Raw genomic sequence first — 24,167 nt, 5'->3', positions numbered from 1 at the left:
TCGCCAGAAACATCCTTCAGACCGCCGATGCTGCCAAAGTCCCCATCAGCCATCGCATCAAGAAATGCGCCTGGAACGACGACTATCTCATCAATGCCATCACGCATGCTGCGGGAGGGGGGATTACCGGCACGGCCGGGATCGGGCTGGAACTCACAGCACGAAACTTTGCCCAAGCGCCCAAAAGTGACACATTAGCTGACTAACTGATTCACCCACTCAGACTGAAATGGCAAAGAAGAAACGAAAGCTCGATAGCCGCCAGGTGCCACCGTCTCCGGAGGAGATTCAGGAGGCCGACTTCTATGCGCGAAAATGCGGGCTGACAAAGGACGAGGCGCTCAAGTTGATCCGCGACGCAAAAGCGCCGACCTCTGCCTCTGCGAAATCCTAGGCGCTTCGGGCACGAAGTCTTCAGGCCGCTTTTCGCCGCGCCGTCTGCGATCCACGAATTGAGGCAGTCCCGCTCGCCCGCATCTTCTGTGATCGTAGCCGAAACATCGCTGATTTCATGGGTGTGATGCAACAGCCTGATTTCAGCGCTTTCGCTATTCTGCGACGTCCTTTGGGTGAGAATTGCCGAAATTTGTTGCAAAGCGCGGTTTTTCTGTCGCGGTCGGTGTTCGGAATCAGCTAGGTTGCTCGCGGGCCAAATGCTTTGACACCCCGCTCGTATAGCATGCCGTCAAGTGCAAACCTTAGTGGGACAACACCACGCGATAAACTGCAGCTCACCGACTGGGCAGAAAGCCCACATCGTCAGCCAGTCGCGGGCGCGGCGCTCGACTATCTCGGACAGGCCCGCACCATGTCAGATGCGGCCCAGAACAGCATCTCATCGAGCCGGCCTTTGTTCCGCCCGGGTCGACAGCACCAGGCGCAAGTGCCGCTCCTCGCACCGGCGCATGATGCGGGCCAGCGTCTCGACGGCGTGTGTCTCTCCCGGATCCGGACAGCGTTGGCGATCGACGACCTGATGCCGAACTCATCGCATAGGGCTTGGGCGCGCGGATCGATCGTGCCCGCACCTTCTTGCGCTCAATGACGACGCCCCGCCAAGCATTTCCTCCTGCCGTGCAGCTTCCCTTGCCGCGCGTTCTTCATGCCATTGAGTGAGGCCTAGGACATCGCGGGCTGCAGGCTGAACGATGTTTTGCCGCCGCCATTTCGCGGGGATGCGCGTTCATGCAACCCTCGCCGTGTCTTCGCGTTTAACCGCCTTCAACTGCGGCGAGCGAGAAAAATGACAGCATTTATCCCGATTACAATCTACCTGAATGGCAAGTCGACGGTGGTCGCCTCGATATCCGATGCTGCGAAAGCGCTTGAACAACCATGGCCATACGTGGCCAAACCGCGACGGCTCGAAGCGGTCCGAATGATCAAGGAATGCTTGGCCGGTCATTGCAATCAACAAGCTGCGATCGATGCCTTCAAGGCGGCCGCAGCCGAACAGGGCCTTCTTAAGCAAAGGCCTCCGCTCGTCGGCCTGAAGCGACTTGGCGGAATTGTTGAAGAGCTGATCTGAAATCATGCCGCCCTCCTTGATCCATTGGCAGGGCGGCAGACGCACCGTCTGCGAAGCCGTCTCCCGCGAGTTCAATTGGTGCGACGAGAGCATTCCGCCAAGCGGGTGGTCAGTGCGCAGCATTCGCGGCCTCAGAGGGCGCGGGCGATACAGGAGTGGATTGATCGTGCCGTCGCCTCCGGTCGACTGCTGGATTTACCCGGTGGGTCAGAAGGGCCTTACCGCAGCAACGACGGCTATCTTGAAAGCAAGATCGTCGATGCGCCGACATTCGAAGGCCCGATGCGCACGCCGGCGGTGGGTTCACCATGAGGATTGTAAAAACCGAACAGGTTCGAGCCTTGCTCGAATTTAGCGAAAGATCAGGTGCAAAGGCTGGAGCAACATCCCGTAGCGATTGATGTCCGTGAACATGACACGCCTGTTGTCCAGTTGTCTCTGACCCTGGGCCCGTAGGCTACACAAGCGCAATCCGCCTCGCGCTGAAGATAGCCAGCACCCATCGGGAGAGGGGGAAAGGCGGGAGATAGGTGCCGGCCAAGGCGGGAATCAGGTCCGCCGCGCGACAGCGTAGCTGAGCCTTGGCTTGGTGAACGAACGGAGCCTTCGCGCGCCGATTTTTTACTAGCTTACCGCGAGCGACAACCCACTGGCGCGCTCGCATAACAGGGCGAGCAATTCGCTGCGCCGCGCTTCCGGCGTGTCGACGGGCAACACGAAACAAAGCGTCTTGTTGATGGCCCCCTTGCCATCGCGGATGGGCGCGGCCATGCACCAGGTGAAGCGGTCGGCCAGTGCGGCGGTCTCGCTGAAACCTTGCTGGCGCGCCAGAGCGACATCGCCGAAGAACTCGGCTGGCGCAATGACGCGGCCGTCGGGAAGCGTGTAGTCGCCAGGCGCAATGAAGTCCCGTATTTCCTGCTCGCTCATATGGCCGAGCAGCAGCCTTCCGGACGCCGTCCATGGTATCGGCACCTCGACTCCGACATCGCTTGAAATCCGGAACGGGCCGGGCGAGTCCCGGCAATCAAGGACGACGTATTTGTTCCCGCGCAGGCCGCACAGTTGGACGGTCTCGCCCGTCTCCGCCGCTAGTCTGTCCAGGGTTTCGATGATGCGCCGGTAATGGGCATTATGATGTGAGTAGGCCCAGCCGAACAGATGCATCGCCTTTCCGAAATAGACATAGCCTTCGGTTCCGACGTTCTCGAGCATTTCGGCTTCCAGCAGGCTGTTGACGATTTCATAAGTGGTTGAACGCGGCGCGCCGATCATCTTGGCGATGTCGCCGACGCGCATCGGTGCGCGGTGCCGCAGAAGGGCCTCGAGTAGCATGATGACGCGGTCGATCCCGCGACGCCGCTCGCCATTGCGCGGCTCGGCGCCGGCTTCCGTTTCAATTAGACCAGTGACGCCATCGCTCATATAGGCCGCACCCGCGCAAAAATCATTTCGGCCCTCGTCTCAAGACGCTTGAAAGATGTCAAGGCTCAGTCTAGCATCTCATTTGTCCGGTATACAGGCCTATTGTCTGAAATATCGGACAATTAACGAGCTAGGCGCAGAAGGTCCTGACGAGAAAACAGGCGGTTTCCGAGATGCGGCAACCGGCGGGTTTTCTCGTCCCGACCCCGCACGTCCAGGCATAACTTCAGAAGGGAACAATCATGACGAAACTATCGTTTTTCGCATCCGCCAGTGCCCTTTGCCTCGGCCTTCTCCTTAGCCTCGGCGCCGGTTCACAGGCCAACGCCGCCGCTAAATGCATCAAGGGCGATCGCAAAGCGCCATATACGATCGGCTGGGCCAATATCTATTCAGTGCCGACCTGGATGAAGCAGACACAGGGCACGATCGAAGCCGAAGTCGAGACTTTGAAGAAGCAAGGCTTGGTCGACAAGCTAGTCGTGACCGATGCCCAGGGCGACGCCAACGTCCAGATTCAGCAGATCCAGTCGATGATCGATTCCGATGTCGATGCCATCATCTTGATCGCTGGTTCGTCGACCGCGCCGGCGCGCGTCCTGGCGGACGCCTGCGCCAAGGGCATCGCCATCATCAACTTCGACAGCCTCGTCGATACCGACCAGGTGACCGCCAAGGTCAACACCGATTCCTCACAGTGGGGCGATCAGGCGGCCAAGTTCCTGATCGACGCCATCGGGGGCAAGGGCAAGATCCTCATCCTCAATGGCCCAGCCGGCGTTTCGGTCAGCGACGACCGGCGCAAAGGCGCCGATGCCGAGCTTAAGGCCCATCCGGATGTGAAGGTGCTTGCCGAGACGAACACGCCCTACAATGTCGCGCCCGCCCAGGAGGCCGTCACCAGCCTGCTTTTCGCCAACCCCGAAATCGACGGCATCCTGTCGCTGGGCGGCGCGTTGTCGGCGGGCGCCGTGCTCGCGCTCGACAAGCAGGGCCGCGACCAGGTACCGATCACCGGCGAGAATGCGCGCCAGTTCCTCGAACTGTGGAAGGAAAAGGGCCTGAAGAGCTGGGCGACGATGCAGCCGAACTGGCTCGGCGCCTTCGCCACCTACACCGCCGTGGAGGCACTGGAGGGCGAGGATGTGCCGGCTTTCGTCAAGATCCCGCTGCCGGTGATCGACAATTCCAACATCGACGAATACCTCGCCCGGGCGAAGGATTTCCCGGCTGACGGTTACATCTATTCGCCGTACGATGAGGATCTATTCAAGAAGCTGCTGGCCCAGAAATAGGCCTGAAGGGTTGTAGCATTGACAACCACGGCTCCGCTTCTCGCCGCGCAGGGGGTGTCGAAGTCCTTTTTCGGCAACCCCGTTCTGCGCAACGTTTCAATCGCTCTCCAGCCGGGCCGCGTGCATGCGCTGCTGGGCGAGAACGGCGCAGGTAAGTCGACACTGATCAACCTTTTGTCCGGCGCCTTGCGCCCGGACGGCGGGGCGATCGAGGTCGATGGGCGCCCGGTCTCGCGCATGACCCCCGCTAATGCGCGACAGGCCGGGATCGCCGTTGTCCAGCAGGAACTCAGCCTTACGGCCAGCTTGTCCATTGCCGAAAACATCGGGCTCGGCGCCTATCCAAAGCGGTTCGGCTTGATCGACTACAACGAGCTTGCCGTCCGGGCCAGGGCCGCATGCGATCTTGTCGGGCTTTACGAACCTCTGTCTACGCCGGTGGGGCAGCTGTCCCTCGGCCGCCGGCAGATGGTGGAGATCGCCAAGGCGCTTTACCGCCGGCCGCGCGTGCTCATTCTCGACGAACCCACCTCATCGCTATCGGCAACTGAGACAAAAATCCTCACCGACCTGCTGGAGAGGCTTCGGGGCGAGGGCATCGCTATTCTCTACATCTCACACCGACTGAACGAGGTGATGACGCTGTGTCAGCATGTCACCGTGCTCAAGGACGGCACCTGCACGGCGGACTGCTCGCTGGAAGGAACCGATGCCGCAGGACTAGTACGGCTGATGGTCGGCCGCGACCCCGGCGATCTCTTTCCACGATGGCGGCCTTCGCCATCGCCGGCCGACGCCATCTCGGTTCGCAATTTTTCGGCCGGCCTGATGAGCGATGTCGATCTCGACATCAGGACGGGCGAGGTGCTTGGTATTGGCGGCCTGGTCGGCCAGGGGCAGGAAGATCTGCTGCTTGGCCTCTACGGCGCGATCCCCGCCAGGACGGTATCCGCGACGGTAAACGGTGTTTCGGGTTTGCCCGGCGGCGTGCCGAAATCCAATGCGCTCGGCCTCGCTTATGTCCCGGCTGACCGTAAGCGCGAAGGCCTGCACCTGATCCATCCCATCATCACCAATATGATGCTGCCCGCGTTCGCAAGGCTGCCGGCGCTGAAACTGCGCAGCCGGCGTGCCGAGCGCGATATAGCAAGGGGCCTCGCCGCCCAGCTTGCCATCAAGGGCGACCTCGACCGCCCGGCGCAGGCACTCTCAGGTGGCAACCAGCAGAAGGTCGCGCTGGCGAAATGGATGCCACACGAACCGCTTGTGCTTCTCCTCAACGACCCGACGCGCGGCGTCGATGTCGAGACCAAGCGTGAGATCTACATGATGCTTCGCAAACTCGCTGCCGCTGGCAAGGCGATCGTGCTGCTCAGTTCCGATACACCCGAACTGGTGCACCTTTGTGATCGTGTCGGCGTGGTCCGCGAAGGCCGCATCGTGGCCATGCTCGAGCGCGAGGCACTGAGCGAGGAAGCCATCGTTTCCGCCGCAATGGGCGCCGAACAGCAGAAAGTTGCAGCATGAGCAGGGTTGCATCCTCAAGCCAAGCCGGTGCTCTCTACTGGCCGGTTCAGCTGCGCCGCAATATGGGCGTACGCAGCCTGTTCGCTGTGGTCCTGGCGTTCGTCATTGCCTACGGTTTCCTGTTTCCCGGCCTCTTGACAGCGTCCGGTTTCGCCAAATTCACCCAGAGCTGGTTTCCGCTGGCGCTGGTCGCCATGGCCCAGGCGATTCTCATGCTCACCGGCGGCATAAGCCTGGCCATCGGCGCAATGGTCAGCCTGGGCGCGGTGATCGCTGCGACGACGATGACTGGACCGCTGGGCGTAGCCGGCGGTGCCGCTGCGGTGGCGCTGACCGGTCCCGGCATCGGTGCCGCGATCGGATTCATCGTCGTGAAACTTCGGTTACCGGCGATTGTGGTGACGCTCGCTGGCTCCTTCATTATCGGCGGCGCTGCGCTGCTCATCCTGCCGAGGCCGGGCGGCGCCATACCCGAGTGGCTGTCGGACCTGCTTGCCGGCAACACGCCGGCGGCATTCGTGCTGCTGGTACTCATCGTGCTTCTGTGGAAACTCTATCTCGCCACGCCGCTTGGTTTGAGCATCTATGCTGCAGGCGAAAATCCCGTCGGCGCCTACCGCTCCAGCGTGCCGGTCGACGGTGCCCGGATCGCCGCCTACGCGATTAGCGGACTGCTTTGCACAGGCGCCGGCCTGTTCGTCGCCGCGCAAACGGGTTCGGGAGATCCAGTCATCGGCACGGCGTTCACGCTGAATTCCATTGCCGCCGCAGTGCTCGGCGGCATCGGTTTCCTTGGCGGCCAGGGTACCATGCGCGGCGCTCTTGCGGGCAGCCTGCTGCTCAGCCTGATGATCAGTGTCATGTTCTTCCTCGGCTTCACGCCGGTCGCCCAATATGTCGCCCAAGGCCTCATCATCATCGGGGCGGTCGCCATCCCGCAATTCCGCAGGGTGCAGCAATGACAGCACGGAAAGACAGCGTGAGCGGCAGGCGCGCCCTGACGATTCTGCGCAGCCGGCCCTTCCTTACGATCGCTATAGTTGCGGCGGTATGGATCGCGGCGAGCTTCGCTTCACCTGGCTTCGGCGCTTATGGGCATTTGCGCTATTTGGTTGAATTGGGCGCGGTGATCGGCCTGGTTGCGGCGGGCCAAACTTTCGTGGTGATTGCCGGCGGCATCGACCTTTCCGTCGCGGCGATCGTCACGGTTAGCGCTGTCAGCCTGCCGCTGCTTTCGTGGCAGGCGGATCCGACAGGGCTCACCGCCGTTCTTGCAGTTCTCACGTTGACGAGCGCAATCGGTCTGGTGAACGGGCTGGGCGTGGCGCTGTTGCGCGTTCATCCGATGATCATGACACTGGCGATGGCGACATTCCTGCAAGGTCTGCTGATCATCATCGCCGGCGGCAGTGCCGTGACCGCCGAGAACCCGCTGGTCCGCTGGCTCGGCAATGCGCGGCCGGTCGGTATTCCGGCAGGCGTCCTTTTGTGGGGGGTCATTTCAGTGATCGTTCTGACCACGATGCATGCGACATCCCTTGGCGCCCGGATATTCGCGATGGGCGCCAATCCGCTCGCCGCGGCGCTGTCCGGGGTTCCAGTCGCCTCGACCACGCTGGCGGTCTACGGCATCAGCGGCTTCTGTGCGGGACTTGCCGGTGTGTTGGTCCTCGGCATGAACGGACAAGGCTATGTCGGTATCGGCGATCCTTATCTGCTCGCCTCGATTGCCGCCGTGGTGCTTGGCGGCACCTCGATCCTCGGCGGGCTCGGCACCTATGCCGGCACGGTCCCCGGCGCCATCCTGCTGGTTACGATCACGGCGCTGATCACCGTGGTCAACGCCTCGCCCGGCTGGCGCAGTATCCTGTTCGGGTCGCTGATCCTGGGGCTGCTGCTTCTCTCAGGCAGAGAGCAGGCCCGCCGATGACATATCGTCCAGCCGATAAATGCGCCGTGCATTGCCGTAGAACAGTGCCGTCTGCTCGTCCGCGGAAAGCTCTCCTGCAATGGCCTTGAAGCTGTCATACACCGCATCGAACGATGCATGCAGGCCGGCGACCGGAAAGTCGCTGCCGAACATCGCGCGCCGCGTACCGAAACAGTCGATGCAATGCATGACAACCGACCTTAGGCTGTCGAGCGTCCAATCATGATCGTAGGCGACCAGATCCGATATCTTGATGGCGACGTTCTCGCGCTCCGACAAAAGCCGCAGCCCTTCGCGCCACACCCGCATCCCGTCCGCATCGCGATCGATCGGGCTGCCGCAATGGTTGAGAACAAAGAGCTGGTCCGGAAAGGCCGCTGCGAGGCGCGCCGCGCCGGTGAGCTGGCGCGGAAACACCATCAGGTCGAAAACCAGCCGGCGGCGCCCAAGCAGGGACAGGCCGGCACGCCAGGCCGGATCGTCCATGATGCCGTCACGGGCGGCAAAACGACGGGCGGGATCCGGATCCCAGCTCAGTATGTCGCGTACGCCGACGACACGGTCGAATGCCGCCTGCGCTTGGACCAGCGCCGGCGCTTGGCGGTTCGCCAGAGGTACGTGAACGACGTAACGGGCGGCCACGCCGCGCGACTTGTCGAGGGTTTCAAGCCACCGCGTTTCACCGACGCAGTCATCCCCGGCCCAACCGGCTTCAACATGGACGGTGGCGACGACACTGTGCTGGCCGGCGTCGCGCAAATAATCTTCAGGAAGGTAGTTTCGCCGCAAGGGGCCAAGCTCGCCCAGACCGCCGCGTTCGCCAGCCGTGGGCGTGAGCCAGGGATGGCGGCCGAGGCCGAGATCCCAAAGGTGATGGTGGGCATCGATGATCGGTCCGGAGTAACGCTTTGGCACGCATCTCTCTCATGGTGGCCGGCATCGGAAATCGATCCGGACTTCATCCTGCGAAAGCGAAAGGACTAGCATCGGATGACCGAAAACTCACCCGTACTGTCGCTCGCGACCCGTGAAAATTTCCTCCTCGACGATCGTATCCGCGGCGTGCCGCCTGGCACCCTCGGGCTGGACAGCAGCTTTGTCGCATCTGAGCGCTGGCATCCAGCGCATGGACGTATGTCGTTGCCGGTGTTGACCCTCGACGAGGAGACCTTCATCGCCAATCGTGACCTGTTCCTGGGGTATGCGCGAGAACAGGGCGCCGTGATCGCCCCGCATGCCAAGACCCCGATGGCGCCTGACCTTGCCCGGTGCCTGATCGAGGCCGGAGCATGGGGCACGACCGTCGCCGACATAAGGCAGGCCACAGTGATGCTCAGAGCCGGGCTCTCTCGGCTGATCATCGCCAATGAGGTCGGCGGACCAGGTGGTGCGAACCGACTTGCTGTCCTTGTCGGCGCCTGGCCAAACGCCGAGTTCTACGTCTTTGCCGACTCTCTCGATGCCGTGAATGCGCTTGCTGAAGCTTGGCGCGCCAATGCGACGCTGCCGCCATTGCGCGTGCTCGTCGAACTTGGTGCGGGGAGGGCAGGCGCCCGGACCACCGGCGAAGCCGAGGCGATCGCCGACGCGGCTGTAGCAGCCGGAGGGCGGCTGCTGATCGCCGGCGTCGCAACCTACGAAGGTGCCGCCGCGCAAGCCGATCCTGGCCGCACCGATGAGGCGATATCCGCCCTGTTGGCAATGACAGCCGATATGTTCCTGCGGCTCCGCGCCCGCGTCGGCGGCGACACCCCGCTGATCGTCACCGCCGGCGGCTCGGTGTACTTCGACAAGGTGGTCGCAGCGCTTTCGCCCCTTGTCTCCACGGACGGCAATGCCACGCTGGTGCTGCGCAGTGGCGCCATCTTCTTTCACGACCATGGCGTCTACGACAGGTCACTCGGCGCACTCGATGCCCGCGACGGTTTTGCGATCGGCGGCGTCAGTGCTTCCGCACGAAATTCGTTCCATCCGGCTTTGCGCCTGTGGGCCGAGGTACTGTCGCGGCCGGAGCCCGGCCTTGCTATCTGCGGTATGGGCATGCGCGACGTGTCGTTCGACCAGGGCTTTCCGACGGTAGTGACCATCTTTCGTGCCGGCAAGCAGCTGCCGAAAGCGCGTGCCGAGGTCTTCAAGCTCAACGACCAGCACGCCTTCCTGACAATTGGGTCGGGCGACGATATTGCCGTTGGTGACGTCGTTGAATTCGGCATCTCGCACCCCTGCACCTGCCTCGATCGCTATCGCGTGATCTTCGGCGCCGACGCGGCCGGGTATGTCCGCCACGCCTTTCCTACCTATTTCGGCTGACCAGATATCGGGCCACTTCCAAAAAAGAGAACCTCGAAAGGATCTGATATGATCAAGTACTTCCAGTCCGGCTCCCGCATGTCTCAGGCGGTCGTCTATGGCGGCCTCGTGCACATCGCAGGCCAGGTGGCAGACGACCGCAAGGCCGGCATCGAGGGTCAGACGAGCGACGTGCTCTCCAAGGTCGAGGCACTCCTTGTCGAGGCCGGCAGCAGCAAGTCGAGGCTAGTGGCGATCAACATCTTCCTGCCGCAGATCGCCGACTTCGATGCCATGAACGGGATCTACGATGCCTGGGTGGATCCTGCGCGCCTGCCGGCGCGCGCCTGTGTCGAGGCGCGTCTCGCCGATCCCGACCTCCGCATAGAGGTCACTGCGATCGCAGCTGTCTGAGCCCCCGCCATGCACACCGGCCTCAGCCATACGCTCGACTTCGACCGGGACGGCAAGACACTCGGCCATCTCAGCATTCCGTTTTCGATCGACCGTTCGCCCTATTTCCAGGTCAAGGTCCCGATCTGCCTTGTCCGCAACGGCGAAGGCCCGTCGGTGCTTCTGATGGCCGGCAATCACGGCGACGAATATGAAGGCGAGCTGTCGCTGGCAAAGCTGGTGCGCCGGCTCGATCCCAAGCGGATCAAGGGTCGCGTCACCATCCTGCCGCTGGCGAACGTGCCGGCGGGGATGGCCGCAAAGCGTTGCTCGCCACTCGACGGCGGCAATCTCAACCGCGCCTTTCCGGGCGACCCGTCAGGCACGCCAACAAGCCGGCTTGCCAATTTCCTGGAGATGGAACTGTTTCCCCGCCATGACGTCATCTTCGACATTCATTCTGGCGGCACCTCGATGGAGCATCTGCCGACCGCGCTGGTCGAGCGCAATACCGATCCCGAGCGCCACAGGCGCGGGGTGGAACTGATGCGGGCGCTCGGCATGCCCTATGGGTTCGTGGCCGACAATGGCCAGGCCTCGCCGACCTCCATGGGTGCAGCGCGCCGTGCCGGCGCCATCGGCGTTAGCGGTGAGTTCGGCGGCGGCGGCACCGCCACGGTCGACACGATGGCGATCACCGCTCGCGCGATCGACAATCTGCTGATTGCGCTCGGCGTGGTTGAAGGGCCAGTTCTTGGCGCGGAGTCAAAGCCGTCGGCGCCGACGCGACTGCTTTCGCTTTCGCGGCATAGCCAAGGTCTCTATGCCACCCGCCGCGGCTGGTTTGAACCCGCCGTCAAGCTTGGCGACAGCGTGAACGCCGAACAATTGGCTGGCTGGTATCACGACCTCGAAAGGCTCGATCTTGCTGAGGAAACTCTGCATTTTGCCGAAAGCGGCATCGTGCTTTCGCGCCGGCTGCATACAATGTGCGAGGCAGGAGACTGCCTCATGCAGGTCGCCGAACCCGTGGAAGCCTAACGGGAAACCGCACGGCGTCTGCCTTCTGCGTCACTCCGGAGAACTGAGGATATCTTATGCAGCTTTCCATGTGGACCTACCCCTGGGATGTCCAGGATCTGGGTTTCGAGATGGTCGAACGCGATCTTGTCGAACGCGCCGGGCTCAACATGATCAGCCTTGCAACCTCATATCATGCGGGACGGTTCCTGCAGCCGCGAAGCCCGCGCCGCAAAGCCTATTTCCCGGAGGACGGCACAATCTACTTCAGGCCAACCGCCGCGCGATGGGCCGACCTCGCAATTCAGCCCAAGGTGGCGGACGTGATCTCCGAATGCGGCGACGTGCTTGGCGAGCTTGTCCGCAGACGAGACGCCAATGGGCTGGGTGTTTCGTGCTGGACGGTCTGCCTGCACAATACCCGCCTCGGCATGCTTTATCCGCAGGCCGTCACCCGTAATGCCTTCGGCGATCCCAATTATTACAACCTCTGTCCGTCGCATCCCGATGCGCGCGCCTATGTCCGCGCGCTGGTCGCCGACGTTACGCACACTTACAAGCCGGACAGGATTGAGCTCGAAAGCCCGTCCTTCATGAGCTTCGCCCACGAATACCATCACGAGAAGGATGGTGTCGGGCTGACGCCGGAAGATGACTTCCTTCTGTCGCTGTGCTTCTGCCCGTCCTGCCTCGCCCGCGCCGCTCGTGCCGGCATCGAAGGCGAGGCGGCGCGCAAGCTTGTCAGAGGTTGGATCGTCGAGACCTGCGACCGTGCCGTTCCGGCACCGCGCTTTCCGGACTTTCCGAAGAGCAGCTTCGATATCTTCCGGCCCTGGCCAGAACTATACGACTATCTGCTGTGGCGGTTCGAGCCGGTGACCAGCCTGGTCGCCGAACTGCGCGAGGTGGCCAATCCGGCGACCCGCGTTGTCATCATCGATTTGAAAGACGGTTGGCTTGGCGGCTGCGATCTCGCGGCGCTCGGCAAGGTCTGTGACGGGGCAATCCTGTGTGCCTACGACATGCAGCCCGGCGATGTCGCCAGCCTGATGGCGGCCGGACGCGCAGCACTTGGCGCGGAAAAATTCCTCGGCGCCGGCTACCGGCTGTTCTATCCGGAAATGGCAGGCCCCGACATCCTCACCGCCAAGGTGAAACCTGCGATGGCGCCGGATGTCGACGGCATCAATTTTTACAATTACGGCCTTGTCCCTGCCGCACGACTCGATTGGGTGAGTGCCGCACGATCCGTTTGAAAAACCGATCCGTTGCCGCAGTCTGCTAGGACTGACCTCGCTTTGCCTTGGAGCTTTATGAGCGTGCCGACTATTCGCTTCGGTCACATTGGCCGGCGGCGGCCGGACAAGCTGAAAGCATGGCCGTGAAGGTCCATGTGGACCGAAGGTTATACGCCCTAGCGTATTTTAGGCTTCATACGCTTCCGAGTATGCGTAGCGGCGGTGCCGCATTGGTCAGGCCGGACGGCTTTGTCGCGTGGGGGTCAACGCACGGTGTGCCTGATCCTGTACAGGTGCTGATCGAAACACTTGATGGGTTCGGTTTCCGCACGGAGGCGCACGAACATCATCGGTGAGCGGCGGCGAGTGCGGATGCTTCCCGCCTTCGGGCATGACTTCCTTGCCGATGCCATCATTGGGAATGACAGCGATGCCAGGCGCTTGCTCCTTTTCCTACTCGTTGTCGCCGAGTAGGGCCGCGCAAACCGCTTCGGTGACCTTGTCGGTGGTGGCGGTTCCGCCGAGGTCGGGCGTGTGCAGTGAGGCGTCCGCCGTCACGCGCTCGATGGCGCGCATCAGGCGCGCCGCGGCAGCCGGCTCGCCGAGATGCTCCAGCATCATCACCGCCGACCAGAACGTGCCGACCGGATTGGCGATGCCCTTGCCGGTGATGTCGAAGGCCGAGCCGTGGATCGGCTCGAACATCGACGGAAACCCCCGCTCGGGGTTGAGGTTCGCCGTCGGCGCAATGCCGATCGATCCGGCAAGTGCGGCCGCAAGATCCGACAGGATGTCGGCGTGAAGGTTGGTCGCGACGATCGTGTCGAGCGACCGCGGATTGAGCGTCATGCGCACCGTCATCGCGTCGACCAGCATTTTGTCCCATGCGACATCCGGAAAATCGGCCGCGACCTCATGCGCGATGTCGTCCCAGAGCACCATGCCGTGACGCTGGGCGTTCGACTTGGTGACCACCGTCAACAGCTTTCGCGGCCGTGACCGCGCCATCTCGAAGGCGAAGCGCATGATGCGCGTTACGCCGGTGCGGGTGAAGATCGAGACCTCGGTGGCGACTTCCTCGGGCAGGCCGAGATGCGAGCGCCCGCCCTGGCCGGCGTATTCGCCTTCCGAATTCTCCCGAACGATGACCCAGTCGAGATCCCCTGCCGCGACACCACGAAGCGGGCTCTCGATACCGGGCAGGATGCGGGTCGGGCGGACGTTGGCATATTGGTCGAAGGGCTGGCAGATCGCCAGCCGCAGCCCCCACAACGTCAGATGGTCAGGCACGTCAGGTGCGCCGACGGCGCCGAAATAGATGGCGTCGAAGGCCTTCAGCCGCTCAGTGCCGTCCTTGGGCATCATCACGCCGTTGACCTTGTAGTAGTCCGAGCCCCAGTCGAAATGCTGCACTTCGAGATTGAAACCACCGTCGCGCGTGGCGCAGACGGCCAGCGCACGAAGCCCGGCCGCTACGACTTCCTTGCCGATCCCATCGCCTGGAATGGCCGCGATCCTGTAGCTTCGCATGGTGCAGTCTCCCCTTGTGGCGCTAAACTCCGATGGACCACCGTGGCCTTGGCAGACCGAGTGTCGCCGTTACCGCAAATGGTCAATCAAACCGTTCAGCAGGAGCAGCAACGCCGCAGCGACGACAGCCGCGGCAGCATCGTCCAGCATGATGCCGGCCCCACCCCTTACCTTGTCATGCATGATACGGATGGGCCAAGGCTTGACGACGTCGAAAAACCGGAAAGCAAGGAAGCCTGCTGCCCACCAGAGTGGGTCGATCGGAAGCATGGAAAGTGTCGCGGCGGTGCCGAAGGTCTCATCGATGACGACGATCTGCGGATCCTCCGTCCCGGTACGGGAGATGACATGCGACGACGCCCATACGCCAACGGCGAACAGGGCCGCATAGGCAAGCACGGTCAGCCAAGGCGATGCAGCTATCAGAGCTGCGGCAACAGCCACTCCAACCATTGCGCCGGCCGTGCCCGGCCATATTGGAGATAATCCCGCGCCAAGAGAGGTCGCGAGCAGGTAGGCAAACTTGGGTGAAAATCTATGCATCGAGTTTCGGCCGGCTTCCGACGGATGGCAAGCATTCATAGTTTCACATCGTTCGGGTGCGGCCGCCAGACCGCCGGTCGATTTGCTCCGTCAGCTCGGCGAGCGCCTTAATCCGCCGGCCGCATCCGCCAAAAAGAAATCGCTGTTGCGGCCGGTTGAGAACGTTGCTGAGCCAGTTCTCCGTCTGCGTTGACCAAGTCGAACGGTGGCGACGGTGGAACAAACCCGCAAATTGCTGGTAAAGCTCGGTGAAACGACATCATCAGAGGAGCCGCCATGATCGCCGGTCTCATGAAAAGTCGCATCGACCCGCTATGGGAGCAGGCCGCCTCTCCGCTGATCGGGATCGGCATGACGCCGAACCAGGTTACGGCTAGCGGGCTCGTGCTCGTCGCTGTGTCCTCGGCGGCCTACGTCTATCACCATTCAAGCCTTGCCTTTGGCCTTTGCCTGGCGTTTGCCTTCACCTTCGATGCGCTGGACGGTGCTGTCGCCCGCCGAACAAATATGACCACCAAGGCCGGTGGCTATTTCGACGCCGTCGTCGACCGCTATCAGGAATTGGCCGTCTTTGCGGCTATCGGCTGGGTCGCCGATCTGTGGGCGATCGCAATGTTCGCGTTCGCCGGCGGGATACTCACAAGTTACGCCAAGGCGCGGACGGCGCTGGAAATCCCTGTGGAAAACCATGGTTGGCCGGATTTCTTCGAGCGGATGGAACGTCTGGTTTTCATTTGCGTGCTGCTCGCCGCCGACGGAGTCGCGGCCGCCCTGGGCGCGGCATCGCCCTGGATTCTGGCGGGGGGGTTCGGGCTTTACGCAGTGCTGGCCAACGCCACAGCACTGCAACGGATCAGTCGCGCATTCACGATGCTGAAACGAGCCGACGGAAAGCAGCCGTGAGACTGCAGCCCACTTGCGCGTAGTCTCACATGAAGGTATATCATGCTTCACATGAAGGAGGCAGTGATGATGCTGGCGTTCGGAAATGTCGCCGACGTGCTGGGCTTGCCGCCCAAGGAAACGGCTGCACGGTCGCCATTCGGGCTGATGGCTCGAATTGAAGACGGATTGCCCATCGGCGCGCTCGAACGCGTCTCACAATTGCTGGCACCGGCCGATGCCCAGTTCAAATATCGCCTCGTTCCAAAGGCAACCTATGAACGTCGCAAGAGGGGTGCTCTTCGACTGTCTTCGGAAGAGGGCATGCGGGTGGCACGAGTTGCTCGTGTATGGGACTTGGCCCTCGACGTCTGGAAGGTCGAAGATGAGGCTCGTGACTTTCTATTTCGGCCTCATCCCATGCTGGAAGACCGGCGCCCGATCGAAATGGTCATCCAAAACGAGATCGGCGCCGAGCTGGTGATCGATATCATTACAGGCCTGAAGTACGGCACCGCCGCTTGACGGCGCAGATACTCGATCGGACGCTGCTGTGCTTCAGGATCGGCGATCCTGCCGGCACTTATCCGATCTTTGATGCGACGGGCTCGACCATCGCGCCCGGCCGCTGGAACACGCCCGGCAGCCCGGTGATCTACGCCAGCGAGCATTATTCGACTGCCTTGCTGGAAAAGCTGGTGCACGGCAGCGGCAGACTGCCACCCAACCAGCATTGCGTCCAGATCATGCTTCCGCGCGGGCTGAGCTACGAGACCTTTTCTCAGCCGTCGTTGCCCGGCTGGGACATGATGCCGGCAACGGTGAGCAAGGAATTCGGTGAGACATGGTGTGTCGAGCGCCGCAGCGCGATCCTGATCGTGCCAAGCGTCGTGGCTCGCCTCGACAACAACGTGTTGATCAATCCGGCCCATCCGGAGTTTTCCCTGATCACGGCCAGCCAGCATCAACCCGTATACTGGGATAGCCGCCTGTTTGGCTCCTGAGCCGGGCAGAGAGGCAGGTTTCTACTTAACACAACCCGTCAGCGCCAACCCAAGCCTGGGGCGACATGGGTTAGGATCGCCTCGATGACGTGGGCATTGTAGTCGACGCCGAGCTGATTGGGGACGGTAAGCAGCAGCGTATCGGCCTCGGCGATGGCCTCGTCGCCCTTTAGCTGCTCGATCAGGACGTCCGGTTCGGCGGCATAGGAGCGGCCGAACACGGCGCGTCTGTCTGCCTCGATGTAACCGAAATGATCTCCGCTTTGGTTGCCGCCGAAATAGGCCCGGTCGCGATCGTCGACCAGCGCAAAAATGCTCCGGCTGATTGACACCCGCGGCTCGCGCGTGTGTCCGGCCGCCTTCCAGGCCTCACGAAAAGCCCGGATCTGTTCGGCCTGCTGGATGTGAAACGGCTTTCCGCCCTCGTCGAATTTGAGCGTGGAGCTCTGCAGGTTCATCCCCAGTTTCGCCGCCCATTCAGCGGTGGCGTTTGTGGCGGCGCCCCACCAGATGCGCTCGCGCAGGCCCTCCGAGTGTGGCTCGACGCGAAGCAGCCCAGGCGGGTTGGGAAACATCGGCCGCGGGTTGGGCTGCGCAAAGCCTTTGCCCAGCAACACTTCGAGCAGCACTCCGGTGTGTCTGCGGGCCATGTCGGCATCGCTCTCGCCCGCTTGCGGGGCGTAGCCGAAGTAGCGCCATCCCTCGATCACCTGCTCAGGCGAGCCGCGACTGATGCCCAGCTGCAGTCGCCCTCCGGCGATTAGATCGGCGGCGCCGGCGTCCTCGGCCATATAGAGCGGGTTCTCGTAACGCATGTCGATCACCGCCGTGCCGATCTCGATTCGGCCGGTCTTCGCCCCAACCGCTGCCAGCAGCGGGAAGGGCGAGGCGAGCTGGCGCGCGAAGTGATGCACGCGGTAATACGCGCCGTCCGCACCCAGCTCCTCGGCCACGACGGCCAGCTCGACGGACTGCACAAGCGCGTCGGCTGCCGTCCGCGTCTGTGATTGCGGCGAGGGCGTCCAGTGCCCGAACGAGAGGAAACCAATCTTCTTCATGAAATAGCCAGCCTAGAGGGAAGACAGGCGCAGACTATGCTTCGACGCAGAGCAAAGCACTTCAAAAATGTTGCCCTCACGGCAATCGTCAAAGCCGCTCCGGCCGATTTGGGAGTGAGGGCAGGGGACGAGTTTTGGCAATGCAGAAGCACAATGTGCGACCCCAAAATGACGGGTGGATACGGATCTAGCAGTTGAAATCCACCATGACCGGTAATACCTTGTTGGCTGTTGGTATTACCGAGGTGTGAACATGACCACCAAAGTCACAGCCAAGGGACAGGTGACCATCCCAAAGCCGGTTCGCGAACTGCTTGGGATTGTTCCGGGCAGCGGAGTCGATTTCCGCCGCGCCGATGACGGCAGCGTCGTGATTACGCGCAGTGACAAGAAGCAGCCCGCGAGCCGCTTCGCGAAATTGCGCGGCCATGCCGGCAAGGGCCTCGGTACCGCCGCGATCATGGCACTGACGCGTGGCGACGTGTGACGCTGGTCGACACCAACGTTCTGCTTAATCTTGTTACGGACGATCCGAACTGGGCGGATTGGTCGATCGCCCAGCTTGAGGCGCAAAGCCTGAATGGCCCGTTATTGATCAACGATGCTGTCTATGCAGAGCTTGCCGTCCGATACGAGCGCATCGAGGATCTCGACGCCTTTGTTGATGAAGCTGGTCTCGAAGTGGCTCCTATGCCACGGGCAGCACTGTTCCTCGCGGGAAAGGTTTTTACGCAGTACCGGCGATCGGGGGGATTGCGCACCGGCGTGCTGCCTGATTTCTTCATCGGTGCTCATGCCGCCGTCAATGGGCTGCCGCTACTCACGCGCGATGTTGGCCGCTACCGTACCTACTTTCCGTCGCTCAAGCTGATCACACCGAACTCGTGAATAGCCCGCCGAAATAGGGTCCGCTAGGAAGGCGCCGCGAATGCGAGCACTATCGCGATGATGATCAACAGCGGCCCCATCCATTTAAAATGGGTTCCAAAGTTCGTCCACCATGCCTGCCGTTGGCCGGGGCGAGCTTGAGAGGGGTCCAAGAAAAATCCGAACCCGACGCCAGCCATCCACAACCCGGCGCAGAACATGATGAACTCGTCGATGTAATCCGCGACCACGCTTCGAAGCTTTCGAATCTATGCCGCCGCTACATGCGCCGAATTCGAGCCGATATAGTTACGGATCGTTTCGATGATCCGGTCCTGGTCAGCCTCGCTCAGATAGGGATGCATCGGCAGGCACAGGATGCGCTTCGGCAGCTCTTCCGAAACGGCAAGGCCGGTCGGGGTGCGCGGATAATCGCGATAGGCAATCTGGCTGTGCAGCGGTTTCACATAGTAGATGACCGACGGAATGCCCTTTTCACCGAGATGTGCCTTGAGCCCGTCGCGTTTCGGCGTTTCGATGGCGTATTGCGCCCAGGCCGAGCGGCCGCCGCCCAGATTGCGCGCCGCCTTGACGATATCGCCGAGACCTTCGGCATAGCGATTGGCGACCGCTTGCCGCGCCACCATCTCGTCCTCGAGGATGGCCAGCTTCTCTATCAGGATCGCCGCCTGAAGCGTGTCGAGCCGTGAATTGATGCCGACGCGGACATTGTCGTATTGCGTTTCGCCCTTGCCGTGAAAGGCGAACGAGCGCAGCTGTTCGGCCAGCGCATCGTCGTTGGTGAACATCGCACCGCCGTCGCCATAGCAGCCGAGCGGCTTTGCCGGATAGAAGCTGGTCGAGCCGACGGTGCCGAACGAGCCGCACATCTTGCCGTCGGCCGAGCCGCCGGTCGCCTGCGCCGCATCCTCGATGACCATCAGGCCTTCGCGATCAGCGATGGCCATGATCGCCTCGTAATCGGCGGCGAGGCCGAACAGGTCGACGGGAATGATTGCCTTCGGCCTCAGCCGGCCTTCCGCCTTGATCATGGCGATTGCCGCCTCGAGGCTGGCGGTGTCGATATTGTAGCTGTCGGCATCGACATCGACGAACACCGGTTCGGCCTTGGTCAGCGCCACCACTTCGGCCGTGGCGGCAAAAGTGAAGCTCGGCACGAACACCGCGTCGCCCGGGCCGATGCCGGCGGCAAACAGCGGCAACAGCAGCGCATCGGTGCCGTTGGCGCAAGCGACCACGTGCTTGGTGCCGATATAGGCGGCGAGGTTGTTTTCGAATTCGGTGACCTGCGGCCCGAGGATATAGCGACCTTCGTCGACGACCCGGTCGATTGCCGCTTTCAGCCTGTCGCGGATGCGTTCGCGCTGCGCGCCAAGATCGATGAACTGCATGTCGGCCTCAACGGTTTTAGTCAGATAACCGGCCGCTGGTAGCAGACTTGGCACGGCCGAGAAAGCCGCAGGGCAAAACCCTGAATTGCTCAAATGTCGCAGCCTGTTACCGCTGACTTCCGACCTGCCCTCTTAAACGTGGGGAAATCCGGGCCTCGGCCGGCTCGATATGGACCTTCACAGCCGGTCCCGCCGGGTCGACGAAACATAAAGTGATCGCGGCAGGCAGGTCCTTGAGCGTGTTGCCAGCCGGTCAGGCGATTTCATGCCGCCACGGCGGGTTGGCGCCGGCCCGCGAGACCGTCACAGCCGCGGCTTTCGCGCCGAGCGTCAGCGCCTTATGGATGGCTTCCTCCGGCAGGCTGGCGATTGCCGTCTTCGACAACAGGCTCTGTTCGTGCAAGGAGGCAAGGATGCCGGCATTGAATGTGTCGCCGGCGCCGACCGTATCGACCACCTCGACCTTGTCCGGCACGACCGTGACCCGGTGCCGGCTGCTGTAACCGACCGCGCCCTCGCTGCCGTGGGTGACCACGATCAGCTTCGGGCCGCGCTCCAGCCAGTTGCGCACGACGTCCTCATGCGAGCCGGCTTCGCCGAACCAGTTCAAATCCTCGTCCGACAATTTGACGATGTCGGCCATCGCCATCATGCCGCGGATGCGCCTGAGGTGCTTGGCCTTGTCGGGAATGAAGTTTGGCCGGATGTTGGGGTCGAGCATCATCACTCGGCGCTCATGCTCGCGTCGCATGAACTCTTCATAGGCCGACCCGGCCGGCTCCGAGATCAGGCTAATGGCGCCGAACAGCATGGCCTCGATCTCGCTGCCGAGTTCCGGCAGGTCCTCGATGGTCAGCATGCGCCCGGCGGTGTTCTCGTCATAGAAGGTGTAGGTCGCCTGGCCGTTGTTGAGCCGCACAAAGGCGAGCGTAGTCGGGCGCGGCGAGGTGTGTGCATAGGTGGAACTGACCTTGCTGGCTCCCAGCGCCTCCCTGAGCTGGCCCCCGAACAGATCCGACGACAGGCCGGAGAAGAAGGCAGCGGGCGCGCCGAGCCGGCCAAGCGCAATTGCCGAGTTGAAGACGGCACCGCCGACATAGGGCGCAAAGGCCGACTCGCCCTCCGTCGTGGTCCGCGGCAGCATATCGATCAGGGCTTCGCCACAGCAGAGGATCATGAAGTCTTGCTTTCCGGCGGATAGATCACGCCCTTGCGAATGATGATGTTGGCATAAAGCCGCGGCTCGCTCGTCGCGACAATTGCGTGCGCGGCCTTCACCCGTGCATAGAAGTCGGCGCCGGCAAGCGCAACCACCTTGCGGCCCGGCGCACGCCTGGCGCAGATCGCTTCCATCTCATGGTGAACCGGATCGGCGAGCAGGGGATCGCCTTTGGCCGAGGCGCGAAACAGCGCCTGCGGCACGGCGTCGTCGACCGGCAATACGCTCAATACCGCATCGAGCACCGGGACGAGATGATGACCGTCGGCGCGGATCAGCCGCTGTGCCTGCTGCTCGGCCGGGTAGTTGCCGTCGACCAAGGCGATCTCGTCGCCATGGCCCATGGCGCGCAATATCGCCAGAAGCTCCGGGCCGAGCAGCGCCGGGATGCCGATCAGCATGCTCAGAAGCTCCGGGAAATCGTGGTCGAACCGATAAGGAAGCGCTCCGACAGCGGCAGGCTGGCGCCACCCAGCGCCCGCGCATGGATGCCGACGGTTCCCTCGCGAATGGCCGGCAGCCTCAGGCCCTCGCCGTCGATCCGGCCGATGGCCTGGATGACGGCATCGACAAGCCGCCTGCGCACGGCAATCGGCATCCACCCGTCGATCACCGCGGCTTCGAAATCAATGACGGAGGACGCCGAAACGATGGCATAGGCCAGCGCCTGCGAGGCGCTGGCGATCCAGTCGTCGAGCTCGGCGCCGATCTCGCCCCAGTCCCCTGGTGATGTCCACAGATGCGAGGCCTCGATGCCGCGCGCGTTGAGCGCCTTTTCCAGCATGGCGATCGACGCCACGTCGATCAACTGCGTCGGCTTGCCGTCCGGCCCGGGCACCGGCATCGAGCCCAGCGCGCCGGCATTGCCGGTTGGGCCGCCAAACAACCGGCCGTTCAGCACGATGCCGCCGCCGGCAAAGGCGCCGATGTAGAAATAGACGAAATCGCGTGCCGCACCCGCCGCGTGGCCGAACACGAGCTCGGCACCGCAGGCCGAGGTGGCGTCGTTCTGCAGATAGACTGGAAATTCGCATTGCGCCTGGATGTCGGCGCGGATGTCGCGATGGCGCCATTCGTCCATGATTTCGCGCGGTGCGCCGGCGGTATCGGCCCAGTTCCACAATTCGAACGGCATGGCGATGCCAAGCCCGGCAATGCGCTTATCCTGCGCCGGGGTGAGCTCGCCGCGCATCTTGTTCATGCCGCCTGTGACGAATTCCACCGTCTCGCGCGGGGCAGGGTAGCGGTAGGAATGCTGCAGCATCGAGCGTACGTTGCCGAGGAAATCGATCAGCACCAATTCGGCGCTGCGGCGGCCGATCTTCAGGCCGATGAAATAGGCACCGTCGGGATTGAGCGCCATGGGTATCGAGGGCTGGCCGATCTTGCCGCGCAACGGCGCCTGGCGGACGAGCAGGTCGTCCTCCTCCAACTCGCGCATGATCACTGAGACCGTCTGCGCCGAAAGGCCGGTCATGCGTGCAATGTCGGATTTGGCCAGGCTGCCATGCTGGCGCACCAGCGACAGCACCAGCCGCTCATTGTGGTCCCGCATGCCGCTTTGATTGGTGCCGCGGTGCAGACGGCTTTCGGCCGCATTGGGCGAACCGTGCCTCGTAACGCCGGTCTCCACCCTGTTCCTCCGTCGTTTCCCCTCAATGCTTTTGGTCTAGAGTGGGTGAACAATCCTGCGTTGTCAATAATAAATAAGAGTGATTTAATTATTGACAGTGCTGGCGGACTGGTGTCTCTTGGGATCGGCGCCGATCCTGGGAGATCTCGTCGGACGCGCTGCAGATGTCGGTTGGCCGGCATCCTAAATGGTTCCATGGGAGGAAAATCGTGACTACGTCAAAACTGTTGAAATCCACCGTGTTCGCCGCGGCCGGACTGAGCCTGATGGCCTTTGCGTCGACGGCATCGGCCGCCGGGGTCGGCGCCTGCTTGATCACCAAGACCGACACCAATCCCTTCTTCGTCAAGATGAAGGAAGGTGCGACGGCCAAGGCCAAGGAGCTTGGCGTCGATCTCAAGACTTACGCCGGCAAGATCGACGGCGACAGCGAGAGCCAGGTGGCTGCAATCGAGAGCTGTATCGCCGACGGCGCCAAGGGTATTCTCATCACCGCGTCCGATACCAAGGGCATCGTGCCGACGGTGAAGAAAGCGCGGGACGCCGGGCTGTTGGTGATCGCGCTCGACACGCCGCTTGATCCGATCGATGCCGCTGACGCGACCTTCGCGACGGACAATCTGGAAGCCGGCAAGCTGATCGGCGCATGGGCCGCCGCGACACTCGGCGATAAGGCCAAGGATGCCAAGATCGGCTTCCTCGACCTGACGCCGTCGCAGCCGACGGTGGACGTGCTGCGTGACCAGGGCTTCATGATGGGCTTCGGCATCGACGTGAAGGACCCCAACAAGATTGGCGACGAGGACGACCCGCGCATCGTTGGCCATGACGTGACGAACGGCAATGAAGAGGGCGGCCGCAAGGCGATGGAGAACCTTCTGCAGAAGGACAACACCATCAACGTCATCCACACCATCAACGAGCCGGCAGCTGTCGGCGCCTACCAGGCGCTCAAGGCCGTCGGTCTCGAAAGCCAGGTGCTGATCGTCTCGGTCGACGGTGGTTGCCCCGGCGTGAAGTCGGTCACCGAAGGCGTGATCGGCGCTACCTCGCAGCAATATCCGCTGCAAATGGCGGCGCTCGGCATCGAGGCGATCGCCACTTTCGCCAAGGACGGGACGAAGCCGAAGCCGACCGAAGGCAAGAACTTCTTCGACACCGGCGTCAACCTTGTCACCGACAAGCCCGCCAACGGTGTGAAGTCCATCGACACCAAGGAAGGCCTCGCCAAGTGCTGGGGCTGAGGCTGGCCTGACCGGCAACAGATCGCGATCGGCCGGGGCTTGATCCCCGGCCGCTCAGGGTGGACGATGTGCCGGTCTAAACGCAAATAGTCCCGGCGGCAGACCGGAAGGCGTGGACGGCGTTGGCTCT

27 protein-coding genes are annotated in these 24,167 nt (G+C 62.5%); 17 read left to right on the top strand and 10 right to left on the bottom strand.

The genetic code is table 11. The features are described from left to right. Nucleotides 1–206, top strand: a 206-nt coding sequence (locus tag NKH17_RS20055; protein ID WP_502910612.1) for a hypothetical protein, incomplete at its 5' end; no start/stop codon positions are given. 1,037 nt (nt 207–1,243) lie between these two features. Then, the gene (locus tag NKH17_RS20050) at nt 1,244–1,528 is read left to right on the top strand and encodes a DUF982 domain-containing protein (protein ID WP_352900025.1); all 285 of its coding nucleotides are present in this window, start codon (nt 1,244–1,246) and stop codon (nt 1,526–1,528) included. Between the two features lie 624 nt (nt 1,529–2,152). Here the strand turns inward: NKH17_RS20050 and NKH17_RS20045 are convergent. After that, complete coding sequence (locus NKH17_RS20045) at nt 2,153–2,953, bottom strand: IclR family transcriptional regulator (protein ID WP_352900027.1); 801 nt, start codon at nt 2,951–2,953, stop codon at nt 2,153–2,155. Between the two features lie 242 nt (nt 2,954–3,195). Between NKH17_RS20045 and NKH17_RS20040 the strand changes: the two genes are divergently transcribed. From NKH17_RS20040 to NKH17_RS20025, 4 genes are read left to right on the top strand one after another with little or no spacing between them, the layout of a single operon-like run. Further along, the gene (locus tag NKH17_RS20040; protein WP_352900030.1) at nt 3,196–4,248 is read left to right on the top strand and encodes an ABC transporter substrate-binding protein; all 1,053 of its coding nucleotides are present in this window, start codon (nt 3,196–3,198) and stop codon (nt 4,246–4,248) included. 18 nt (nt 4,249–4,266) lie between these two features. Beyond that, complete coding sequence (locus NKH17_RS20035) at nt 4,267–5,775, top strand: sugar ABC transporter ATP-binding protein (protein WP_352900033.1); 1,509 nt, start codon at nt 4,267–4,269, stop codon at nt 5,773–5,775. Beyond that, nucleotides 5,772–6,737: an ABC transporter permease gene (locus tag NKH17_RS20030; RefSeq protein WP_352900035.1), complete on the top strand. Its 966-nt coding sequence runs from the start codon at nt 5,772–5,774 to the stop codon at nt 6,735–6,737. Before NKH17_RS20035 ends, NKH17_RS20030 begins: the two co-directional genes overlap by 4 nt. Next, the gene (locus NKH17_RS20025) at nt 6,734–7,705 is read left to right on the top strand and encodes an ABC transporter permease (RefSeq protein WP_352900037.1); all 972 of its coding nucleotides are present in this window, start codon (nt 6,734–6,736) and stop codon (nt 7,703–7,705) included. Before NKH17_RS20030 ends, NKH17_RS20025 begins: the two co-directional genes overlap by 4 nt. Here the strand turns inward: NKH17_RS20025 and NKH17_RS20020 are convergent. Next, complete coding sequence (locus NKH17_RS20020) at nt 7,679–8,620, bottom strand: amidohydrolase family protein (protein WP_352900040.1); 942 nt, start codon at nt 8,618–8,620, stop codon at nt 7,679–7,681. The genes NKH17_RS20025 and NKH17_RS20020 overlap by 27 nt on opposite strands. A gap of 75 nt (nt 8,621–8,695) precedes the next feature. Here NKH17_RS20020 and NKH17_RS20015 point away from each other — a divergent pair, with 75 nt between their 5' ends. From NKH17_RS20015 to NKH17_RS33455, 5 genes are read left to right on the top strand one after another with little or no spacing between them, the layout of a single operon-like run. After that, nucleotides 8,696–10,015 carry an alanine racemase gene (locus tag NKH17_RS20015; protein WP_352900042.1) on the top strand — a complete coding sequence of 440 codons (1,320 nt, stop codon included), beginning with the start codon at nt 8,696–8,698 and terminating at the stop codon, nt 10,013–10,015. Between the two features lie 48 nt (nt 10,016–10,063). Beyond that, nucleotides 10,064–10,408, top strand: a complete 345-nt coding sequence (locus NKH17_RS20010) for a RidA family protein (RefSeq protein WP_352900044.1) — start codon at nt 10,064–10,066, stop codon at nt 10,406–10,408. A 9-nt stretch (nt 10,409–10,417) separates the two neighbouring features. Next, nucleotides 10,418–11,428: a succinylglutamate desuccinylase/aspartoacylase family protein gene (locus NKH17_RS20005; RefSeq protein WP_352900047.1), complete on the top strand. Its 1,011-nt coding sequence runs from the start codon at nt 10,418–10,420 to the stop codon at nt 11,426–11,428. A 56-nt stretch (nt 11,429–11,484) separates the two neighbouring features. After that, nucleotides 11,485–12,663 (top strand): hypothetical protein, encoded by a 1,179-nt coding sequence (locus NKH17_RS20000; RefSeq protein ID WP_352972093.1) that lies wholly within the window; start codon nt 11,485–11,487, stop codon nt 12,661–12,663. Between the two features lie 47 nt (nt 12,664–12,710). Continuing rightward, nucleotides 12,711–13,001 carry an aromatic-ring hydroxylase C-terminal domain-containing protein gene (locus NKH17_RS33455; RefSeq protein ID WP_502910611.1) on the top strand — a complete coding sequence of 97 codons (291 nt, stop codon included), beginning with the start codon at nt 12,711–12,713 and terminating at the stop codon, nt 12,999–13,001. 97 nt (nt 13,002–13,098) lie between these two features. Here the strand turns inward: NKH17_RS33455 and NKH17_RS19995 are convergent, their stop codons facing one another. Both NKH17_RS19995 and NKH17_RS19990 read right to left on the bottom strand, forming a co-directional pair. After that, on the bottom strand, nt 13,099–14,175 hold the full coding sequence (locus NKH17_RS19995) for a tartrate dehydrogenase (protein WP_352900049.1): 1,077 nt from the start codon (nt 14,173–14,175) through the stop codon (nt 13,099–13,101). 69 nt (nt 14,176–14,244) lie between these two features. Further along, complete coding sequence (locus NKH17_RS19990; protein WP_352972089.1) at nt 14,245–14,718, bottom strand: phosphatidylglycerophosphatase A family protein; 474 nt, start codon at nt 14,716–14,718, stop codon at nt 14,245–14,247. A gap of 276 nt (nt 14,719–14,994) precedes the next feature. Here NKH17_RS19990 and NKH17_RS19985 point away from each other — a divergent pair, with 276 nt between their 5' ends. The 3 genes from NKH17_RS19985 to NKH17_RS19975 all read left to right on the top strand — a co-directional run bounded on the left by NKH17_RS19985 (nt 14,995) and on the right by NKH17_RS19975 (nt 16,604). Further along, nucleotides 14,995–15,621: a CDP-alcohol phosphatidyltransferase family protein gene (locus tag NKH17_RS19985; RefSeq protein WP_352900054.1), complete on the top strand. Its 627-nt coding sequence runs from the start codon at nt 14,995–14,997 to the stop codon at nt 15,619–15,621. Nucleotides 15,622–15,690: 69 nt separating this feature from the next. Next, nucleotides 15,691–16,125, top strand: coding sequence for an antitoxin Xre-like helix-turn-helix domain-containing protein (locus tag NKH17_RS19980; RefSeq protein ID WP_352900142.1), 435 nt, complete (start codon nt 15,691–15,693; stop codon nt 16,123–16,125). Continuing rightward, nucleotides 16,122–16,604, top strand: a complete 483-nt coding sequence (locus NKH17_RS19975; protein WP_352900056.1) for an RES family NAD+ phosphorylase — start codon at nt 16,122–16,124, stop codon at nt 16,602–16,604. The genes NKH17_RS19980 and NKH17_RS19975 overlap by 4 nt, the downstream gene beginning before the upstream one ends. Before the next feature lie 38 nt (nt 16,605–16,642). Here the strand turns inward: NKH17_RS19975 and NKH17_RS19970 are convergent, their stop codons facing one another. Beyond that, nucleotides 16,643–17,662: an LLM class flavin-dependent oxidoreductase gene (locus NKH17_RS19970; protein WP_352900059.1), complete on the bottom strand. Its 1,020-nt coding sequence runs from the start codon at nt 17,660–17,662 to the stop codon at nt 16,643–16,645. A 253-nt stretch (nt 17,663–17,915) separates the two neighbouring features. Here NKH17_RS19970 and NKH17_RS19965 point away from each other — a divergent pair, with 253 nt between their 5' ends. Beyond that, nucleotides 17,916–18,149 (top strand): AbrB/MazE/SpoVT family DNA-binding domain-containing protein, encoded by a 234-nt coding sequence (locus NKH17_RS19965; RefSeq protein WP_023679294.1) that lies wholly within the window; start codon nt 17,916–17,918, stop codon nt 18,147–18,149. Further along, the gene (locus NKH17_RS19960) at nt 18,146–18,550 is read left to right on the top strand and encodes a type II toxin-antitoxin system VapC family toxin (RefSeq protein WP_352900062.1); all 405 of its coding nucleotides are present in this window, start codon (nt 18,146–18,148) and stop codon (nt 18,548–18,550) included. Before NKH17_RS19965 ends, NKH17_RS19960 begins: the two co-directional genes overlap by 4 nt. 23 nt (nt 18,551–18,573) lie before the next feature. Here the strand turns inward: NKH17_RS19960 and NKH17_RS19955 are convergent, their stop codons facing one another. From NKH17_RS19955 to NKH17_RS19935, 5 genes are all read right to left on the bottom strand, one after another. Continuing rightward, on the bottom strand, nt 18,574–18,780 hold the full coding sequence (locus NKH17_RS19955; RefSeq protein ID WP_352900065.1) for a hypothetical protein: 207 nt from the start codon (nt 18,778–18,780) through the stop codon (nt 18,574–18,576). A gap of 18 nt (nt 18,781–18,798) precedes the next feature. Beyond that, nucleotides 18,799–19,941: a DegT/DnrJ/EryC1/StrS family aminotransferase gene (locus NKH17_RS19950; RefSeq protein ID WP_352900066.1), complete on the bottom strand. Its 1,143-nt coding sequence runs from the start codon at nt 19,939–19,941 to the stop codon at nt 18,799–18,801. 253 nt (nt 19,942–20,194) lie between these two features. After that, nucleotides 20,195–21,118, bottom strand: coding sequence for a carbohydrate kinase family protein (locus NKH17_RS19945; protein WP_352900069.1), 924 nt, complete (start codon nt 21,116–21,118; stop codon nt 20,195–20,197). Continuing rightward, entirely contained in the window at nt 21,115–21,561 is a 447-nt protein-coding gene (locus NKH17_RS19940) for an RbsD/FucU family protein (protein WP_023679299.1), read from the bottom strand. The genes NKH17_RS19945 and NKH17_RS19940 overlap by 4 nt, the downstream gene beginning before the upstream one ends. Before the next feature lie 2 nt (nt 21,562–21,563). Further along, nucleotides 21,564–22,793 carry an ROK family transcriptional regulator gene (locus NKH17_RS19935; protein WP_352479481.1) on the bottom strand — a complete coding sequence of 410 codons (1,230 nt, stop codon included), beginning with the start codon at nt 22,791–22,793 and terminating at the stop codon, nt 21,564–21,566. Between the two features lie 266 nt (nt 22,794–23,059). On the opposite strand from NKH17_RS19935, the gene NKH17_RS19930 reads away from it, so the two are divergent. Beyond that, entirely contained in the window at nt 23,060–24,037 is a 978-nt protein-coding gene (locus tag NKH17_RS19930; protein ID WP_502894341.1) for a sugar ABC transporter substrate-binding protein, read from the top strand. Nucleotides 24,038–24,167 lie beyond the last annotated feature (130 nt).

The sequence above is a fragment of the Mesorhizobium sp. M1334 genome (assembly GCF_040317995.1).
Classification (GTDB): domain Bacteria; phylum Pseudomonadota; class Alphaproteobacteria; order Rhizobiales; family Rhizobiaceae; genus Mesorhizobium.
Note: the sequence above shows the minus strand (reverse complement) of the source record. Positions and strands in the feature narration are given on the sequence as shown.